The 15,175-nt window shown below is 65.1% G+C and carries 13 protein-coding genes and 1 pseudogene; 4 read left to right on the plus strand and 10 right to left on the minus strand.

The genetic code is table 11. The features are described from left to right. Positions 1–48: 48 nt before the first annotated feature. Entirely contained in the window at positions 49–2,403 is a 2,355-nt protein-coding gene (gene pbpC / locus GYA95_RS21720; RefSeq protein WP_043935286.1) for a peptidoglycan glycosyltransferase PbpC, read from the plus strand. A 225-nt stretch (positions 2,404–2,628) separates the two neighbouring features. Continuing rightward, positions 2,629–4,293 carry a ShlB/FhaC/HecB family hemolysin secretion/activation protein gene (locus GYA95_RS21725; protein WP_015268822.1) on the plus strand — a complete coding sequence of 555 codons (1,665 nt, stop codon included), beginning with the start codon at positions 2,629–2,631 and terminating at the stop codon, positions 4,291–4,293. A gap of 135 nt (positions 4,294–4,428) precedes the next feature. On the opposite strand, the gene GYA95_RS21730 is transcribed toward GYA95_RS21725, so the two are convergent. The 8 genes from GYA95_RS21730 to GYA95_RS21765 form a co-directional block, all read right to left on the minus strand. Next, a complete protein-coding gene (locus GYA95_RS21730; RefSeq protein ID WP_015268823.1) occupies positions 4,429–5,202 on the minus strand; it encodes a response regulator transcription factor in 774 nt (257 codons plus the stop codon). Positions 5,203–5,326: 124 nt separating this feature from the next. Further along, positions 5,327–5,797: a prepilin peptidase gene (locus tag GYA95_RS21735; protein WP_013970724.1), complete on the minus strand. Its 471-nt coding sequence runs from the start codon at positions 5,795–5,797 to the stop codon at positions 5,327–5,329. Between the two features lie 279 nt (positions 5,798–6,076). Continuing rightward, on the minus strand, positions 6,077–6,646 hold the full coding sequence (locus GYA95_RS21740) for a DUF4136 domain-containing protein (protein ID WP_015268824.1): 570 nt from the start codon (positions 6,644–6,646) through the stop codon (positions 6,077–6,079). A 19-nt stretch (positions 6,647–6,665) separates the two neighbouring features. After that, positions 6,666–7,301: a DUF4136 domain-containing protein gene (locus GYA95_RS21745; RefSeq protein ID WP_003257064.1), complete on the minus strand. Its 636-nt coding sequence runs from the start codon at positions 7,299–7,301 to the stop codon at positions 6,666–6,668. A gap of 21 nt (positions 7,302–7,322) precedes the next feature. Beyond that, complete coding sequence (locus GYA95_RS21750; protein WP_015268825.1) at positions 7,323–8,072, minus strand: methyltransferase domain-containing protein; 750 nt, start codon at positions 8,070–8,072, stop codon at positions 7,323–7,325. Next, complete coding sequence (locus GYA95_RS21755; RefSeq protein ID WP_161551491.1) at positions 8,069–8,374, minus strand: MazG-like family protein; 306 nt, start codon at positions 8,372–8,374, stop codon at positions 8,069–8,071. The genes GYA95_RS21750 and GYA95_RS21755 overlap by 4 nt, the downstream gene beginning before the upstream one ends. Positions 8,375–8,564: 190 nt before the next feature. Further along, complete coding sequence (locus tag GYA95_RS21760; protein ID WP_015268827.1) at positions 8,565–9,416, minus strand: MaoC family dehydratase; 852 nt, start codon at positions 9,414–9,416, stop codon at positions 8,565–8,567. Positions 9,417–9,418: 2 nt separating this feature from the next. Continuing rightward, positions 9,419–10,771, minus strand: a complete 1,353-nt coding sequence (locus GYA95_RS21765) for a 3-oxoacyl-ACP reductase (RefSeq protein ID WP_015268828.1) — start codon at positions 10,769–10,771, stop codon at positions 9,419–9,421. A 118-nt stretch (positions 10,772–10,889) separates the two neighbouring features. Between GYA95_RS21765 and GYA95_RS21770 the strand changes: the two genes are divergently transcribed. Together GYA95_RS21770 and GYA95_RS21775 are read left to right on the plus strand one after the other, a co-directional pair. Beyond that, a complete protein-coding gene (locus GYA95_RS21770) occupies positions 10,890–12,167 on the plus strand; it encodes an acetyl-CoA C-acetyltransferase (RefSeq protein WP_015268829.1) in 1,278 nt (425 codons plus the stop codon). 39 nt (positions 12,168–12,206) lie between these two features. Then, on the plus strand, positions 12,207–12,986 hold the full coding sequence (locus tag GYA95_RS21775; RefSeq protein WP_015268830.1) for an AraC family transcriptional regulator: 780 nt from the start codon (positions 12,207–12,209) through the stop codon (positions 12,984–12,986). A 134-nt stretch (positions 12,987–13,120) separates the two neighbouring features. Here GYA95_RS21775 and GYA95_RS28390 read toward each other — a convergent pair whose 3' ends face one another. Beyond that, positions 13,121–13,888, minus strand: a complete 768-nt coding sequence (locus GYA95_RS28390; RefSeq protein ID WP_371033815.1) for a methyl-accepting chemotaxis protein — start codon at positions 13,886–13,888, stop codon at positions 13,121–13,123. 90 nt (positions 13,889–13,978) lie between these two features. Further along, positions 13,979–15,064 (minus strand): annotated as a pseudogene (locus GYA95_RS28395) (cache domain-containing sensor histidine kinase); the annotation flags it as partial. Positions 15,065–15,175 lie beyond the last annotated feature (111 nt).

Raw genomic sequence — 15,175 nt, forward strand, 5'->3', positions numbered from 1 at the left:
GTTGCCGTTCCCAAGCCTTTGGCCATCACCTGGCCAGGTCGGTTCCCGATGCCAAGCTTAACGCGGCCGCATACCCGTGCGGGCAGGCTGTTGCGCGCCACGGCGATCGGCATGCTGGTGCTGTTCGGCCTGTTGTGGCTGGCCGACCGCCTATGGCCGCTGCCCATGCCCGGAGACGACCTGGCCCGCGTCGTGCTGGCCGAGGACGGCACGCCGTTGTGGCGCTTTGCCGATGCCGATGGCGTATGGCGCTACCCGGTCAGCTCCGACGAAGTCTCGCCGCTGTATCTGCAGGCGCTGCTCACCTACGAAGACCGCTGGTTCTACAGCCACCCCGGAGTCAACCCGCTGGCCCTGGCTCGCGCTGCCTGGCTGAACCTGCGTGGCGGGCGTGTGGTGTCGGGCGGCAGCACGCTGTCGATGCAGGTCGCACGCCTGCTCGACCCGCATGAGCGCACCCTGGCCGGCAAGCTGCGCCAACTATGGCGCACGGCGCAGCTGGAATGGCACTTGTCCAAGCGCGAAATCCTGCAGATCTACCTGGACCGCGCGCCCTTCGGCGGCACCCTGCAGGGCGTGGCGGCGGCCAGCTGGGCCTACCTTGGCAAGTCGCCCATGCACCTGACCCCGGCCGAAGCGGCACTGCTGGCCGTGCTGCCCCAGGCGCCCAGCCGCTTGCGCCCGGACCGTCACCCCGAGCGTGCGCAGCGCGCCCGGGACAAGGTGCTGCAACGCCTGGCCGAATACCAGGTGTGGCCGGCTCAGCAAATCCGTGAGGCTGCCGAAGAGCCGCTTGTACTGGCGCCACGTCAGGAGCCGGCTCTCGCGCCGTTGCTGGCCCGGCGCCTGAACAGCGCCGACAGCCCGCCGCTGATCCGTACCACGCTCGACGCCGCACTGCAGCGGCGCCTCGAAGACCTGCTGCTGGGCTGGCGGGCACGGCTGCCGGAGCGCACCTCCGCCGCCATCCTGGTGGTCGATGCGCAGACGATGGCGGTGCGTGCCTACCTGGGTTCTATCGACCTGGCCGACGAGCGCCGCTTCGGGCATGTCGACATGGTGCGTTCGTTGCGCTCGCCGGGCTCCACTCTAAAGCCGTTCCTCTACGGCATGGCACTGGATGATGGCCTGATCCATTCCGAGTCGTTGTTGCAGGATGTGCCGCGACGCTATGGCGACTACCGCCCCGGCAACTTCTCCATGGGCTTCAGCGGGCCGGTGTCGGCCAGTTCGGCGCTTGCGCTGTCGCTCAACCTGCCGGCGGTGCAGCTGTTGGAGGCCTATGGTCCGAAACGCTTTGCCGCGCAACTGCGCATGGCGGGCATGCCGCTGATATTGCCGCCTCTGGCAGAGCCCAACCTGTCGTTGATCCTGGGTGGTGCGGGCAGCCGCCTGGAGGACCTGGTGGGTGGCTACGCTGCGCTGGCGCGGGGTGGCAATAGTGCGAGGGTGCGCCTGCAACCACAGGATCCGTTGCTGGAACGGCGCCTGCTGTCGCCAGGGGCGGCGTGGATCATCCGGCGCATCCTCAGCGGCCAGGCGCGCCCCGACCGCGACCCGCATGCCGAGCTGGTGCAACGCCCGCAACTGGCGTGGAAGACGGGCACAAGCTACGGCTTTCGCGATGCCTGGTCGATCGGCGTGGGCCCGCGCTACCTGATCGGCGTATGGATTGGCCGCCCCGATGGCACACCGGTCCCCGGCCAATTCGGGCTGGCTTCGGCAGCGCCGCTGATGCTGCAGGTGCACGACCTGCTGAGCAACCGTGACAGCCAGCGTGGCATCAGCGTGCCGGTGGAGCGGGTGCCGGCGAACGTCGGCGTGGCTGCGATCTGTTGGCCACTGGGCCAGCCGATGAGCAAAAAGGACCCCAACTGCCGGCGTCAGCGTTTCGCCTGGACTTTGGACGGCACTACGCCGCCAACCCTGCAGGCCGCCGACCAGCCACTCGGCCTGGGCCTGCGCGAAAGCGTATGGGTCAACGACCAGGGGCTGCGCGTCGATGGCAGTTGCCCGGGCGCCAAGGCCCGCGATATCGCCCTATGGCCCGCCCCGCTGGAGCCTTGGCTGCCACGTGTGGAGCGGCGTGCGGCGCGCCTGCCGGCCATCGATCCGGCCTGCCCGCCGCAGGTGCCGGCCAGCGCGCCACCGCTTTCGATCGTGGGCGTGCGCCCAGGCGACAACCTGCGCCGCCCGGCCACCAGCAGCGAGCCGTTGCAACTGCATGTGTCGGCGCTGGGCGGCGGCGGTCGGCGCTGGTGGTTCCTCAACGGCCAGCCATTGGGCGAAACCCAGGGCCAGGACAGCCTGCTGGTGCGCTTCCAACAGGTAGGCCAGGCCGAAATCAGCGCGCTGGATGAAAGCGGCGAGACGGCGCGCGTGGCGTTCCAGGTCAGCGAGTAGCCGTTCGACGAGGGCCGAGGCAGCACCTACGCTTGCAGGTAACGGGTGTGACCGGCTGGCGCCCCTGATGCCTGTCAGTCAAGCAATTTGGGGCCGCTTTGCGGCCCTTCGCGGGCACGCCCGCTCCCACAGGTTTGGTGCTGGGTTCAGGAAAGCGCGATCTCGGTGGGAGCGGGCGCGCCCGCGAAGGGCTGCAACGCAGCCCCAGGGAACATGGAGCGCCCTATGCGTCCTCTGGCCGTGCCCCTATTGTTGCTGCCTTGGGCACTTGCGGCCCATGCCGAGCCTTTGCCGGGTTTTCTCGACAGCCATGAGTACGAACGTCGCCTGCCCAGCGCCAACCTTCCAATAGACGCCTACCGCCCGGTCAGCGCTCACCTGCAGCTGGCTGGGGTGGAGGGTGACAGCCCCGCGTGGGCGCCTGCGAATACCCCGCTGGTGCTGCATAAAGTGCGCTTCGAAGGCGGCACGGTGTTCCCCTTGAGCGACCTGCGCGAACACTACCAACCGCTGATCGGGCGCCAGACCACGTTGGGCGAGCTGCAGCAGTACACCGCGCGCCTGACCCAGCGCTATCGGCAGGAAGGCTACCTGTTGTCGTACGCCTACCTGCCGCCGCAGGAAGTGGCCGATGGCCGGGTCAATGTGGTGCTGGTCGAAGGTTATATCCGTGATTACCGCGTGGACGGCGATATCGGCCCGGCCGGCGCCTATCTGCATCAGCTGCTGGAGCGGCTTGCCACCGAGCGCCCGCTGACCCGAGAAACGCTGGAGCGCTACCTGGGCCTGGCCAAGCGCCTGCCGGGGGTAACGATAGAGCCGCAGCTGGCCGTGGCGCAAACCGCTGATGGTGCTGCGCGGTTGACTGTGCATGCGCAGCGCAAGCCGTTCAGCGCTGCTGTTATCGTTGCTGATGGCAACCGCGACGATGCGCAGGCGCTGCTGACGGCAACCAGCCACGCCCAGACCCGCTTTGCCGAACAGATCGAGGCCAGCCTGTTGCTGCCGCCGGGGGATGACCAGGTGCATTACCAGCGCCTGGCCTACAGCCAGTACCTGGACGCGGGCGGCAGCCAGCTGCTGCTGTCGGCTTCGCGCTACCGCAGCGAACCCGGCACGCGGATTCGTCTGGACGATGGCCGTGACATCACCCGCAAGCGCGACAGCGATCGCTATGCGATCGGCCTGCGCCAGCCGGTGATCGTCAGGCCGGATGAATGGATGGTGGTGCAGGGGCAGGTGTATTCGGTCAGTGAGCACTTCGAGGACCGGGTAGATGGGTTGCCATCGGCACGGGACTACGACACCTACGTGCGTGCGCTGTCATTCGAGGGCGACTGGCGCAAGGTGGAAGAGGGCCGTTTGCGCATCGTCAGCGCCGGGGTCTATCAGGGCCTGGATTATCTGGGGGCGCGTAGCGATGCCGACTACGATCTGGATTTTCTGCGGTTGCGGCTTTCCGGCTTGCAGAGCAACACGTTGCTAGGTAACTGGCAGGGGGTGGTGTCCGGGGCGTTGTACTGGAGCGATGACCAGCTGCCTGACAGCGAGCGTGCGGGATTTGGCGGGCAAAATTTCGGCCGTGGCTACCCGCGCGACCAGGCGGACGGCGACAAGGGCTGGGGTTTGGCTTACGAGGTGAACTACAGCATGCACGGCAGCTGGCTGGCGTTGGTGCAGCCCTATGTGGTGGTGGACACGGCGCAGGCATGGCATAACCGAGGGCCTGTGGAGGATGCCCACCTGGCTTCGGCGGCGCTTGGGGTGCGATTGGGCGATGGGCGCTTGTTCAATGTGGCGCTGGAGGTGGCCAAGCCTTTGGCCGATGTGGCATTGGACAGCCTGGACCGCGCGCCGCGCGTGACGTTAAAACTGGCTATCCAGTTGTAACAGGTGAACCGAGGATCTGTAGGAGCAGCCTTGTGCTGCAAAGAGGCCATTTCAGGCGCAATCTTTTGTATGCCATGAGGGCCCTTTCGCAGCGCAAGGCTGCTCCTACAAAAAAGCGGTGTGCCTACCGGTCACTCAATGGGTAGTAAACCGCTGATGCACCGGCGACGAACTGGGTGTCAGTGCCAGTGCCAGCTGGGTGCGGTTGTGCATGTGGGTCAGGCGCAGCACCTGCGACACATACAGCTTCACGGTATTCTCGGTAATGCCCAGCTCACAGGCGATCTGGTAGTTGGTCTGGCCCTTGCCCACCAGGCGGGCTACTTCCAGCTGGCGTGGCGACAGCTTCTCGAACGCCGCTGGCAGTTCGCTTTCACTCTCGTCCACATCGCTGGCACGCCGGTGCATGCCCTGGCCCCGGGCTTTTTGCAGGTCCTGGTAAAGCTCGTCCATCGACTCTGCCAGCTCTTGCAGACGCTGGCTCAACCCGCCCAGCTCGCGGAAGCTGCGCTGGCGCTCCTGCACGGCCTGTTCCTGGCGGCGTACGCCCTCCAGCAGTTCATTGAGGTCCATGGGTTTCTGGTAGTAATCGGCAAAGCCCTCGCGCAACGCTCGGATCACATCCTGCTTCTCCGCTCGACCGGTCACCATGATGGCCTCGAACGCGCGCTGCCCGCCTTGTATCTTCAGTTCGCGGACCAGTTCAATACCATCACGACCAGGCATGTGCAGGTCACAGATGACCACGCCAATGGTCTCGTCTGCCAGGTAACGTTCCAGGGCTTCGTCAGTGGAGTGGGCCGGCAGGCAGCGGTAACCCTTGGTTTCGAGAAACTCACACAATTGTTCGACTATCACTGGTTGGTCATCGACCACCAATATCTTCACATCACTGAATGCTCTGGACACGATCAACTCCCTGTCGTTACGCGGTCCTGCTCCCGGGCCAAGCGCTCTGCAAACTAAAAATAGTCGGGGGTAGTGGATTTGTACAAATTACATATTCTGTACAGCCATCGGACCACGAGATTGCTCACTGGATCCATACAGCAGTCAAAAGAAAACCGGTGAGCACATAGGGGACGAACGCCTGCTTGTCACCCATTTCCTCGGTCAAAGCCTGCAAGCGCTTTTTTACCTTGGGGTTGAGCAACGTCCACAGGCGCCGGCGGGTAAGCAGCCACAGCAGCACGCTGACGCCGGCGCCGATGAAGGTGCCAAGCACGTATTGCGGGCTGGTGGCCAGGGCCAGGGCGCCCATCAGCTTGACGTCATCGGCACCGAAACGGCCGAGCATGTAGCCGGGCAGGGTCAGCAACATGACGATGGCCAGCGCCCATCCGGCATCGCTGGCATCGGCGCCGATCCAGCTGCGGCCAGTGGCGAAAAGCCAAGCCAGGGCACAGGCAGCCACACCCAGGGTGAGCATGTTGGATATCTGGCGTTGACGCACGTCCTGTTCGGAGCACAAGGCAAGCCACAGCAGGAGAACAATGCTTTGCATTGGCAGGTCGCCCTTCCCAAATGTTGAACACATCTACCCGGTCAGTCAGGTTTCCTTAAGTGAAGATAGACGGGAACCTGCGGGGAGTGGAGCGGGAGAGGGAAAAAGGCGTGGCCGGGATGGATTTTGTCGCTGTTGAAACAGGCCTCGCAGGCGACCCTTGTGGGAGCGGGTTCACCCGCGAACACCGGCAAAGCCGGTGCCATGCACCGCGTTGTTTTCTTCGCGGGTAAACCCGCTCCCACAGGGGCTGCGGTGCCTGCATAACCGCGCTCGGTGTTACTTCTTGCTCCCCGGCGGGTAGTTGGCCAACACCTTGGTCACGGTGTTCTGGATCGCGCTGTTGCGTTCCTCGGGGCTTGGCGGGTAGTTGTTCATGATCTGCTCGGCACTGCCGCGCCACACCAGCTTGCCGTCACGCCCATCGAACAGGTCGATCTGGATAGTGGCGACCTTGTAGTCGACGCTGCGAGTTTCGTTGTACATCGGGCCACCCCAGTAGCCGCCCCAGTAGCCTCCCCAGCCACCGCCGTAGTTGGTGGTGATCTGTTGCTGGCGCTGCTCGACGATCAGGTACGCGCGCACTGTCACGTCCGGCCGGGCGCCGCCTTGTACCGGGCGCAGGCCACGCTGGTCGAGTTGGCTTGCAACTGCCTGGTGAATGCGTTGCTCGGTGAGGTCGCTCTTGATTCGTGGGTCATCCGGGCGGTACTGCAGGCCCGGTTCCTGCCATGCCCAGCTGCGGTAGGCGGCAAAGTCACGGCTGGCATCGAAATCCTGCTGGACGTTATTGCTGGAGCAGGCGGCGAGCAACAACGCGAATGACAGTAGAACGAGACGGCGCAACATGATGGTTCTCCGTTGGATATCAACTGGGAGGATAGCCGTTGAGCGCCTTGTGCACAGAATCGCGCAGGGCGCTTTCGCGTTCACGCGGCGAGTCCTTGTCGCTGCCGCTTTCGGCACTGGCACTCCATACCGGCTGGCCGCTGCGGGCGTCGTACAGGTCGATACGCACCACCATCACCTGCACTTCGTAGGTGCGCACGATGGGCACGCTGGCATAGCCCCCATAGCCATGGCGGTAGCCGCCATAGCCGACACCGCCATAGGGATACGGGCCGTAGTAAGGGTCGTAGGCATCGTAGTCACGTACCTGGCGCAAGCGCTTTTCCAGGCGTATGTCGGCGCTGACCAGCAAGTCGCCGGGGCCGCCCCGGGCGGGACGCAGGCCATGCTGGTCCAGTGCGCCGCTGACGGCATCGGCCAGTTGCGCCGGGTCGGTATCGACCGAGCCACTGGGCAACTGGCCGTTGAGCCAGCTCCAGCTACGGTAGTGCCCGTAATCACGGGCCGGTGTCGGGTAGGCACTGGCATCGAAGGTGCTGGCCGCCTGGGCCGGTGCCGGTGGTAACGGGCGGCTGCTGGCCACGTAGGGGTTGCTGCCCTGGCAGCCAGCCAGGGCAAGCGGCAGCACGGCCAGGCACAACAGACGGTACGGCATGTATTCCTCCCGGCGGGCAGGTCAACGGGGGCGACAGACCCAGTGCAGGTAGCGGCCGAGCCCGGCGAAGCTGGGGTGGCGACGGTAGGCCAGTTCCATTTCCAGCAGGTCGAGCAGCTCGGCCTTGCCTTGGAATTCCTTGGGCATGTAGTCGTGGAACACCCGCACGCCACTTTCGCTTTCAACCTGCCACATAGGATCAAGTTGCGCCCTGAGTTCCCGTGGATCAAGCGGTTTTTGCGGGGTCAGGCTCTGCTTTTCACCTTCCAGCCGGTTGCTGCGCAACTTGCGGAAATGGCCCTTGAGCAGGTTGCGATAGACCAGGGCGTCGCGGTTGTAGAAGGCCAGCGACAGCCACCCGGAAGGGGCCGTGAGCTGGTGCAGCACCGGCAGGATGCTTTCGGGCTCGGCCAGCCATTCGAGTACGGCGTGGCATAGCACCAGATCGTAGGGTTCGGTCAGCTGGCCAAGCAGGTCTTGCCAGGGGGCCTGGATGAAGGTGGCCGGTTGGCCGGCTTCGGCAAAGCGCGCCCGTGCGCCGTCGAGCATGGGCGCGGCGGGTTCGGCCAGGGTCAGCTGGTGGCCGCGCTGGGCCAGCCACAAAGCCATGTGACCCAACCCGGCACCGATGTCGAGGATGCGCAGCGGGCGGTCAGGCAGGGCTTCGGCCAGGTCGGCCTGCAGCACGGCCAGGCGGATCGCGCCCTTGGCGCCGCCGTAGATCTTTTCGGCAAAGCGGGTAGCCAGCTCATCGAAGTGACGGTCGTTCATCGGGCGAAGCGCCTCTCGCTGTGGGCCAGCTTGGCTCGCACTACCTGGTCCATGTCCAGGCCAAGTTCGCTGCACAGCAGCAACAGGTAGAGCACCACATCGCCGATTTCCTGGCCGGCATGGGCCAGCTTATCGGCTGGCAGCTGGCGCGATTGGTCTTCGTTCAGCCACTGGAAGATTTCCACCAGCTCGGCCATTTCGACACTGGCGGCCATGGCGAGGTTCTTCGGGCTGTGAAAGCCGCGCCAGTCGTTGTTGTCGCGGATCTGGTGCAGGCGTTGGGTGAGTTCTTGCAGGTTCATCGGGGGTCTCCTAATGCTGCATAGCTTCTGCGCAGGCCCGATGCAAAGCAAGCGTATACCGCCAAGACAGACATGGTCCCTGTAGGAGCGGCCTTGTGTCGCGATGGGGCGCGAAGCGGCCCCAAATTATCAGCTTCGCCGCTGGCATCGCCGGGGCCGCTTTGCGGCCCATCGCGACACAAGGCCGCTCCTACAGGGGGGCCCAGCGCCCGACCATATGCAACATGCCTCCATGCCCATCCAGCCGCAGCTCTCCCGTAGCCCCCGCCTCACTGGCACCGAGCACCACCTCCGATGGCAACCGCACCGGCTTGCGGAAATCCACCTCGAAGGCATAGCCACTGTGCGGCAGGTGCCCGCGCAGTGCCGCCAGGGCCATGGCCTTGCTCCACATGCCATGGGCAATGGCCGTGGGGAAGCCGAAGAGCCGGGCACTGGCCGCGCTGAGGTGGATCGGGTTGTAGTCCCCGCAGACCTTGGCATAACGCCGGCCGATATCGCTGTCGGCGTACCAGCGGGTCGCCTCTGGCAGCGCTTGCGGTTCGTCCTCGGCAGGCTCACCTGCCTGGCTTTCCAGCTTCAGCCCGCGCACCAGCATGCGGCTGGTCTCGCGCCAGAGCAGGCCGATGCCGTCTTCGGCTTCGGTGACCAGGTCGAAGGTGCCGCCCTTGGCATGCGCTTGCAGATTGCCTGCATGCACCGCAAAGCGCAGCCCTTCGATACCGCCCAGCGGGCGCATCACTTCGATGCGGTTGTGCAGGTGCACCAGGCCGAGCAGCGGGAAGGGGAAGTTTGGCGCGGTCATCAACTGCAGCTGCAGCGTGAACGCCATGACATGTGGATAAGTACCCGGCAGGCGGCCATCGTCGGTGAAGTGGCACAGCCGACGATAGGCGGCCAGGTTGCCCGACTGGACGCGAATGAAACAGCGCAGGCCGTCGTCCGGCAGCTGGTCGCCGCTGATGGTGCGCTTGCTTGCCGCGCGCAGGTACAGGCTGGCGCGCGAAGCCGGGCTGTGCAGGTCGTGCCAGTGTCGGCTCATGTTCAGGCCCCCATCAAGGCTTGGCCGCATACCCGCAGCACCTGGCCGTTGACTGCACCGGAGCCCGGCTGGCTGAGCCAGGCGATGGCTTCGGCGACATCCTGCGGGCGGCCGCCCTGGCCAAGCGAACTCAAGCGTCGCCCGGCCTCGCGCAGGCCCATGGGCATGGCGGCGGTCATGTGGGTTTCGATGAAACCGGGTGCCACGGCATTGATGCTGCCGCCGCGCTCGGCGAGCCGGGGCGCCCACGCCTGGGCCAGGCCGATCAGCCCGGCCTTGCTCGCGGCATAGTTGGCCTGCCCGCGGTTGCCGGCGATACCGCTGACCGAGGCCAGCAGGGTGATGCGCGCGTTTTCACCCAGGGCGCCGTTGTCGTACAGCGCCTGTGTCAGCACCTGCGGTGCCTTGAGGTTTACCGCCAGCACCGCGTCCCAGTATTCCGGGGTCATGTTGGCCAGGGTCTTGTCGCGTGTGATACCGGCGTTGTGCACCACGATGTCGACGCCGTCGGGCAGGGCCGCAAGCAGTTGCGTTGCCGCGTCGCCGGCGCAGATGTCCAGGGGCAGCGCCTTGCCACCCAGGCGTGCGGCCAGGGCGTCGAGGTCCTGACTGGCTTGCGGCACGTCCAGCAGCAGTACGTCGGCACCGTCCCGCGCCAGGGTTTCGGCAATGGCGGCACCGATGCCGCGTGCGGCCCCGGTTACCAGGGCGCGGCGGCCAGCCAGCGGCCGTGTCCAGTCCTCGACCTGGCTGGCGCAGGCATGCAGGCGCAGCACCTGGCCGGAAATGAAGGCGCTCTTGGGCGAGAGGAAGAAGCGCAGGGCGCCTTCCAGCTGGTCCTCCGCGCCGGGGCCGACATACAGCAACTGCGTGGTCGCACCGTTGCGCAGTTCCTTGGCCAGCGAGCGGCTGAAGCCTTCCAGGGCTCGTTGGGCAATGCTGGCCAACGGGTCGTCGAGGTTTTCTGGCGCGCGGCCCAGCAACACCACATGGGCGCACGATGCCAGGCTGCGCAGCAGAGGCTGGAAAAACTCGCGCAACTGCTTCAACGCGTCGCTGTCGGACAGGTGACTGGCATCAAATACCACGGCCTTGATCTTCGGCCCCAGGCCAGCCACCCATGCCTCGGCCTGGAGGTTGTCGGTATTGAAGCTGTAAAGCGTGTCGGTCAGGCGCGGGGCAATGGCTTCGACCTGGCTCGCCAGTGGCCCGCCACCCAGTACCAGGGCACCTTCGACCGGGCGCAGGCGGCCTGCCTGCCAACGCTCCAGCGGCGCTGGACGTGGCAGGCCAAGGGCATCCACAAGGCGGCGGCCGAGGTTGGAGTTGGCAAAGCCGAGGTAGCGATCGCTCATGAGTGGGTCTCCCGGAAGGCAAGCTTGAAAGTGTGGACCAACTTTGTGGCAAGGTCGTTCGAATGCGGCAAAAACACCTAGGCTGTACGGATCAAATTGTTTCAGGAGGAACAAGCGCATGCGTTCACTTCGCCGGGTCGCGATCCTGGGCGGCAACCGAATTCCCTTCGCCCGTTCCAATGGCGCCTACGCCACGGCCAGCAACCAGGCGATGCTAACCGTCGCCCTCGAAGGGCTGATCGAACGCTACCGCCTGCATGGGTTGCGCATGGGGGAAGTGGTGGCCGGTGCGGTGCTCAAGCACTCGCGTGACATGAACCTGACCCGGGAGTGCGTGCTGGGCTCGCGGCTGTCGCCGCAGACGCCGGCCTACGACATCCAGCAAGCCTGCGGCACCGGGCTGGAGGCAGCGCTGCTGGTGGCCAACAAGATTGCCCTGGGGCAGATCGACTGCGGGATTGCCGGCGGCGTGGACACCACCTCCGATGCGCCGATTGCGGTAAACGAAGGCCTGCGCCACATCTTGCTGCAGGCCAACCGTGGCAAAAGCCTGGGCGAGCGGCTCAAGCCATTCCTCAAGCTGCGCCCTCACCACCTGAAACCCGAATTGCCGCGCAACGGCGAGCCGCGCACCGGGTTGTCGATGGGCGAGCATTGCGAACGCATGGCCCAGGCCTGGCGCATTGGCCGTGCCGAACAGGACGAGCTGGCGCTGCTCAGCCACCAGGCGCTGGCTGCCGCGTACGCCGAAGGTTGGCAGGATGACTTGCTGACGCCGTTTCTGTCGTTGACCCGTGATAACAACCTGCGCCCCGACCTGACGCTGGAACAATTGGCCAAGCTCAAGCCAGCCTTCGACCGCAGCGGGCAGGGCACGCTGACGGCGGGCAACTCCACACCGCTGACCGATGGTGCTTCGCTGGTGTTGCTGGGCAGCGAGGAATGGGCCGAGCAGCAGGGGCTGTCGGTGCTGGCCTATCTGGTCGATGGTGAAACCGCTGCGGTGGATTTCGTTACTGGTCGCGAAGGGCTGTTGATGGCGCCGGTGTATGCGGTGCCGCGGCTGTTGGCGCGCAATGGCCTGACGCTGCAGGACTTTGACTATTACGAGATTCACGAAGCCTTTGCTGCCCAGGTGCTGTGCACGCTCAAGGCCTGGGAAGATGCCGATTATTGCCGCGAACGGCTGGGGCTGGATGCGCCGCTCGGGGCGATTGACCGCAGCAAGCTCAACGTCAAGGGCAGTTCGCTGGCGGCCGGGCACCCGTTTGCCGCGACCGGGGGGCGGATATTGGCCAACCTGGCCAAGCTGCTGGCGAGGTCGGGGAAGGGGCGGGGGTTGATATCGATCTGCGCTGCGGGCGGGCAGGGGGTGACCGTCATCGTCGAGCGCTGAGCTGTTAGGCTTGTCTGGTCAGAACTAAAAGAAACCACCATGCCCATCATCGGACACCCCCGCCCCATTCCGGCGCTGGACCACCTGCCCAGGCCGCTCTATGCACGAGCCGAAAGCCTTGGCGCCGGCTCCTGGACCACCCGCCACCAGCACGACTGGGTGCAGTTCTCCTACGCCATCAGCGGCGTCCTCGGGGTGTATACACAGGAAGGCAGCTACTTCGCCCCGCCCCAGTGGGGCGTATGGATACCAGCCGATGCCGAACACGAAGTGGTCACCTCAATGCAGGCCGAAATGCGCAGCCTTTACGTGCGCCGGGATGCCTGCCCGTGGGCCCCGGAGCAATGCCGGGTACTGGAAGTGACCCCGTTGGCGCGCGAACTTATCAAGCAGTTCTGCCTGTTCCCGGCAGACTACCCGGAGGGTGACAGTGCCGAGGCGCGGCTGGTGGCGGTGCTGCTCGACCAGTTGCGCATGCTGCCCGAAGTCGGCTTTTCGTTGCCACTGCCACGGCACCCGGGGTTGCTGGCGCTGTGCAATGGTCTGATCGCTGCACCGGACCAGTCGCAGACCTTGCAGCAGTGGGCGCGAGAGTTGGGTTGCTCGGAGAAGACGCTGATGCGGCTGTTCCAGCGGGAGACGGGCTTGAGTTTTCGCAACTGGCGGCAGCGTATGCGGCTGTTGTCGTCGCTGGCGCTGCTGGAGGCCGGGGAGAGTGTGACCGAGGCGGCGTTGGGGTGTGGGTATGACTCCACCTCGGCTTACATTGCGGCGTTCAAGCAATTGTTCGGCGCGACGCCGGGGGAATTGAAGCTTTAGGCAATCAGGCATTGTTTGCCTGCACCGGCCTTATCGCCGGCAAGCCAGCTCCCACAGGATCCCACTGCACTCAGGGCCTGTGCAGTACCTGTGGGAGCCGGCTTGCCGGCGATTAGGCCGGGGCAGGCAAAACATCAGGTACGGAACCTGCGCACCAGTGCATCCAGCTCATTGGACAACCCGGCCAGGCTCTCCGAATCCATCCGCGCCGCTTGGGCCAGTTCGGCCACCAGCTGCGCATCGCCATGAATCTGGCTGATGTGCCGGTTGATGTCTTCGGCCACCTGGTGCTGCTCTTCGGCCGCCGTGGCAATCTGGGTGTTCATGTCGCGGATCACATCCACCGACTCGCGGATCTGCCCGAAGCTGTCACGGGCCAGGCCGATGCGGCTCACCGACTGCTGCGAAACCTCCAGGCTGGCGTGCATCTGTGCGGCAACCTCGGCAGTGCGGCTGGCCAGGTTGCCCAGCAGGCCGTCGATCTCGGCGGTGGAGTCGGCAGTGCGCTTGGCCAGCGCCCGCACTTCGTCGGCAACCACGGCAAAGCCACGGCCCTGCTCGCCGGCACGGGCCGCTTCGATGGCGGCGTTGAGTGCCAGCAGGTTGGTTTGCTCGGCAATCGAGCGGATGGTGCCGAGGATCGACTGGATGGCGTTGCTGTCACGCTCCAGCTGCTGGATCGACTGCGCCGACTGTTCTATCTCCTGGCTCAGGCGGTCAACGCTATGTACCGCGGCATCGATTTGCTGCTGGCCTTCGCGGGCCTGCTGCTGGCCGCTGTCGGCCGACTGTGCCGCCTGGCTGCAGGAACGTGCCACTTCGTTGGCGGTGGCGACCATTTCGTGGAAGGCGGTAGAGACCATGTCCACCGCTTCGCGCTGGCGGCCTGCGGCTTCGGCCATGTCGCTGGAAACGCGGGTCGAGCTGCTGGAGGTGCTGAGTATCTTGCTGGCGGCAGCCCCGATGTGCTGGATCAGGCTGCGAATGGCACCGAGGAACTGGTTGAACCAGCTGGCCAGTTGCGCTGTTTCGTCGCGGCCACGGATCTCCAGGTTGCGGGTCAGGTCGCCCTCGCCCTGGGCGATATCTTCCAGGCCGCTGGTGACGCCGTTGATCGGGCGTACGATCAGCTTGGCGAAGGTGGCACCGACCACGGCGAACAGCGCGGCCAGTACCAGGGCCACCACGCCGATCAGCCAAGTCAGGCGGGTGGTGGTCTGCATCACTTCGCTTTGTTCGATCAGGCCGATCAGGGTCCAGCCCAGCTGTTCGTCCGGGTAGATGTTGGCCATGTAGCGCACGCCATTCAGTTCCACTTCGGCCAGCCCCTTGCCGTGCTTGGCCAGCTCGGCGTACCCGTCGCCAAAGCTCGCCAGTTGCTTGAAGTTATGCTTGGCGTCACGAGGGTCGACCAGTACGTTGCCGTTGTTTTCCACCAGTAGCACGTAGCCGCTTTCGCCCAGCTTGATCTGCTGGACGATCTCGGTAAGGCCTTTGAGCGAGACGTCGACGTTGACCACGCCACCAGGGTTGCCCAGTTGGTTGGCGACGGTGCGCACGGTGCTGACCAGCACGGCGTCGTCGGCAGCCCAGTAGTAGGCGCCGGTACGCAAGGTCTTGCCAGGGTTGGCCATTGCCAATTGGTACCAGGGGCGGGTGCGCGGGTCGTAATTGACGAACTTCTGCCCGGCCGGCCAGCCGACATAGCCACCGTCATTCACCCCGTAGGACAGGTACGCATAGCTGGGATGCGTGGTGGCCAGGCGGGTCATGAACTCCAGCAGCTTGTTGGCCTGGTCGCCCAATTCGTTGGACGGGGTTGCGCTCATGTACTTGTTCAGTTCGCTACCCGTGGCGGCGACCATCGGCTGCGCAGCCAGGTACTCGACATTCTGGTTGATGCCCTGGAAGAAGATGTTCATCGCGTTGCTGACCTGGCGGATTTCCCGGCTGCTGCCATCGAGGAATCCGTCGCGGGCTTCGCCACGCAGGTTGAGGACCACCAAGGTGGCCACAAGGATTATGGGCAAGCCGGCGATGACCGCGAATGCCCAGGTCAGTTTCTGTTTGATGCTCATCGACGCTCCCGGATTTGTTATTTTCGACACACGAGGCAGGTAACAATTGCATCGGCAGCATCCGGGTTTAATGTAGGAAAACGCCCGTATTTATTGGATAAAGTCGCAGTT

Origin of the sequence: Pseudomonas asiatica (assembly GCF_009932335.1) — a bacterium.
GTDB lineage: Bacteria > Pseudomonadota > Gammaproteobacteria > Pseudomonadales > Pseudomonadaceae > Aquipseudomonas > Aquipseudomonas asiatica.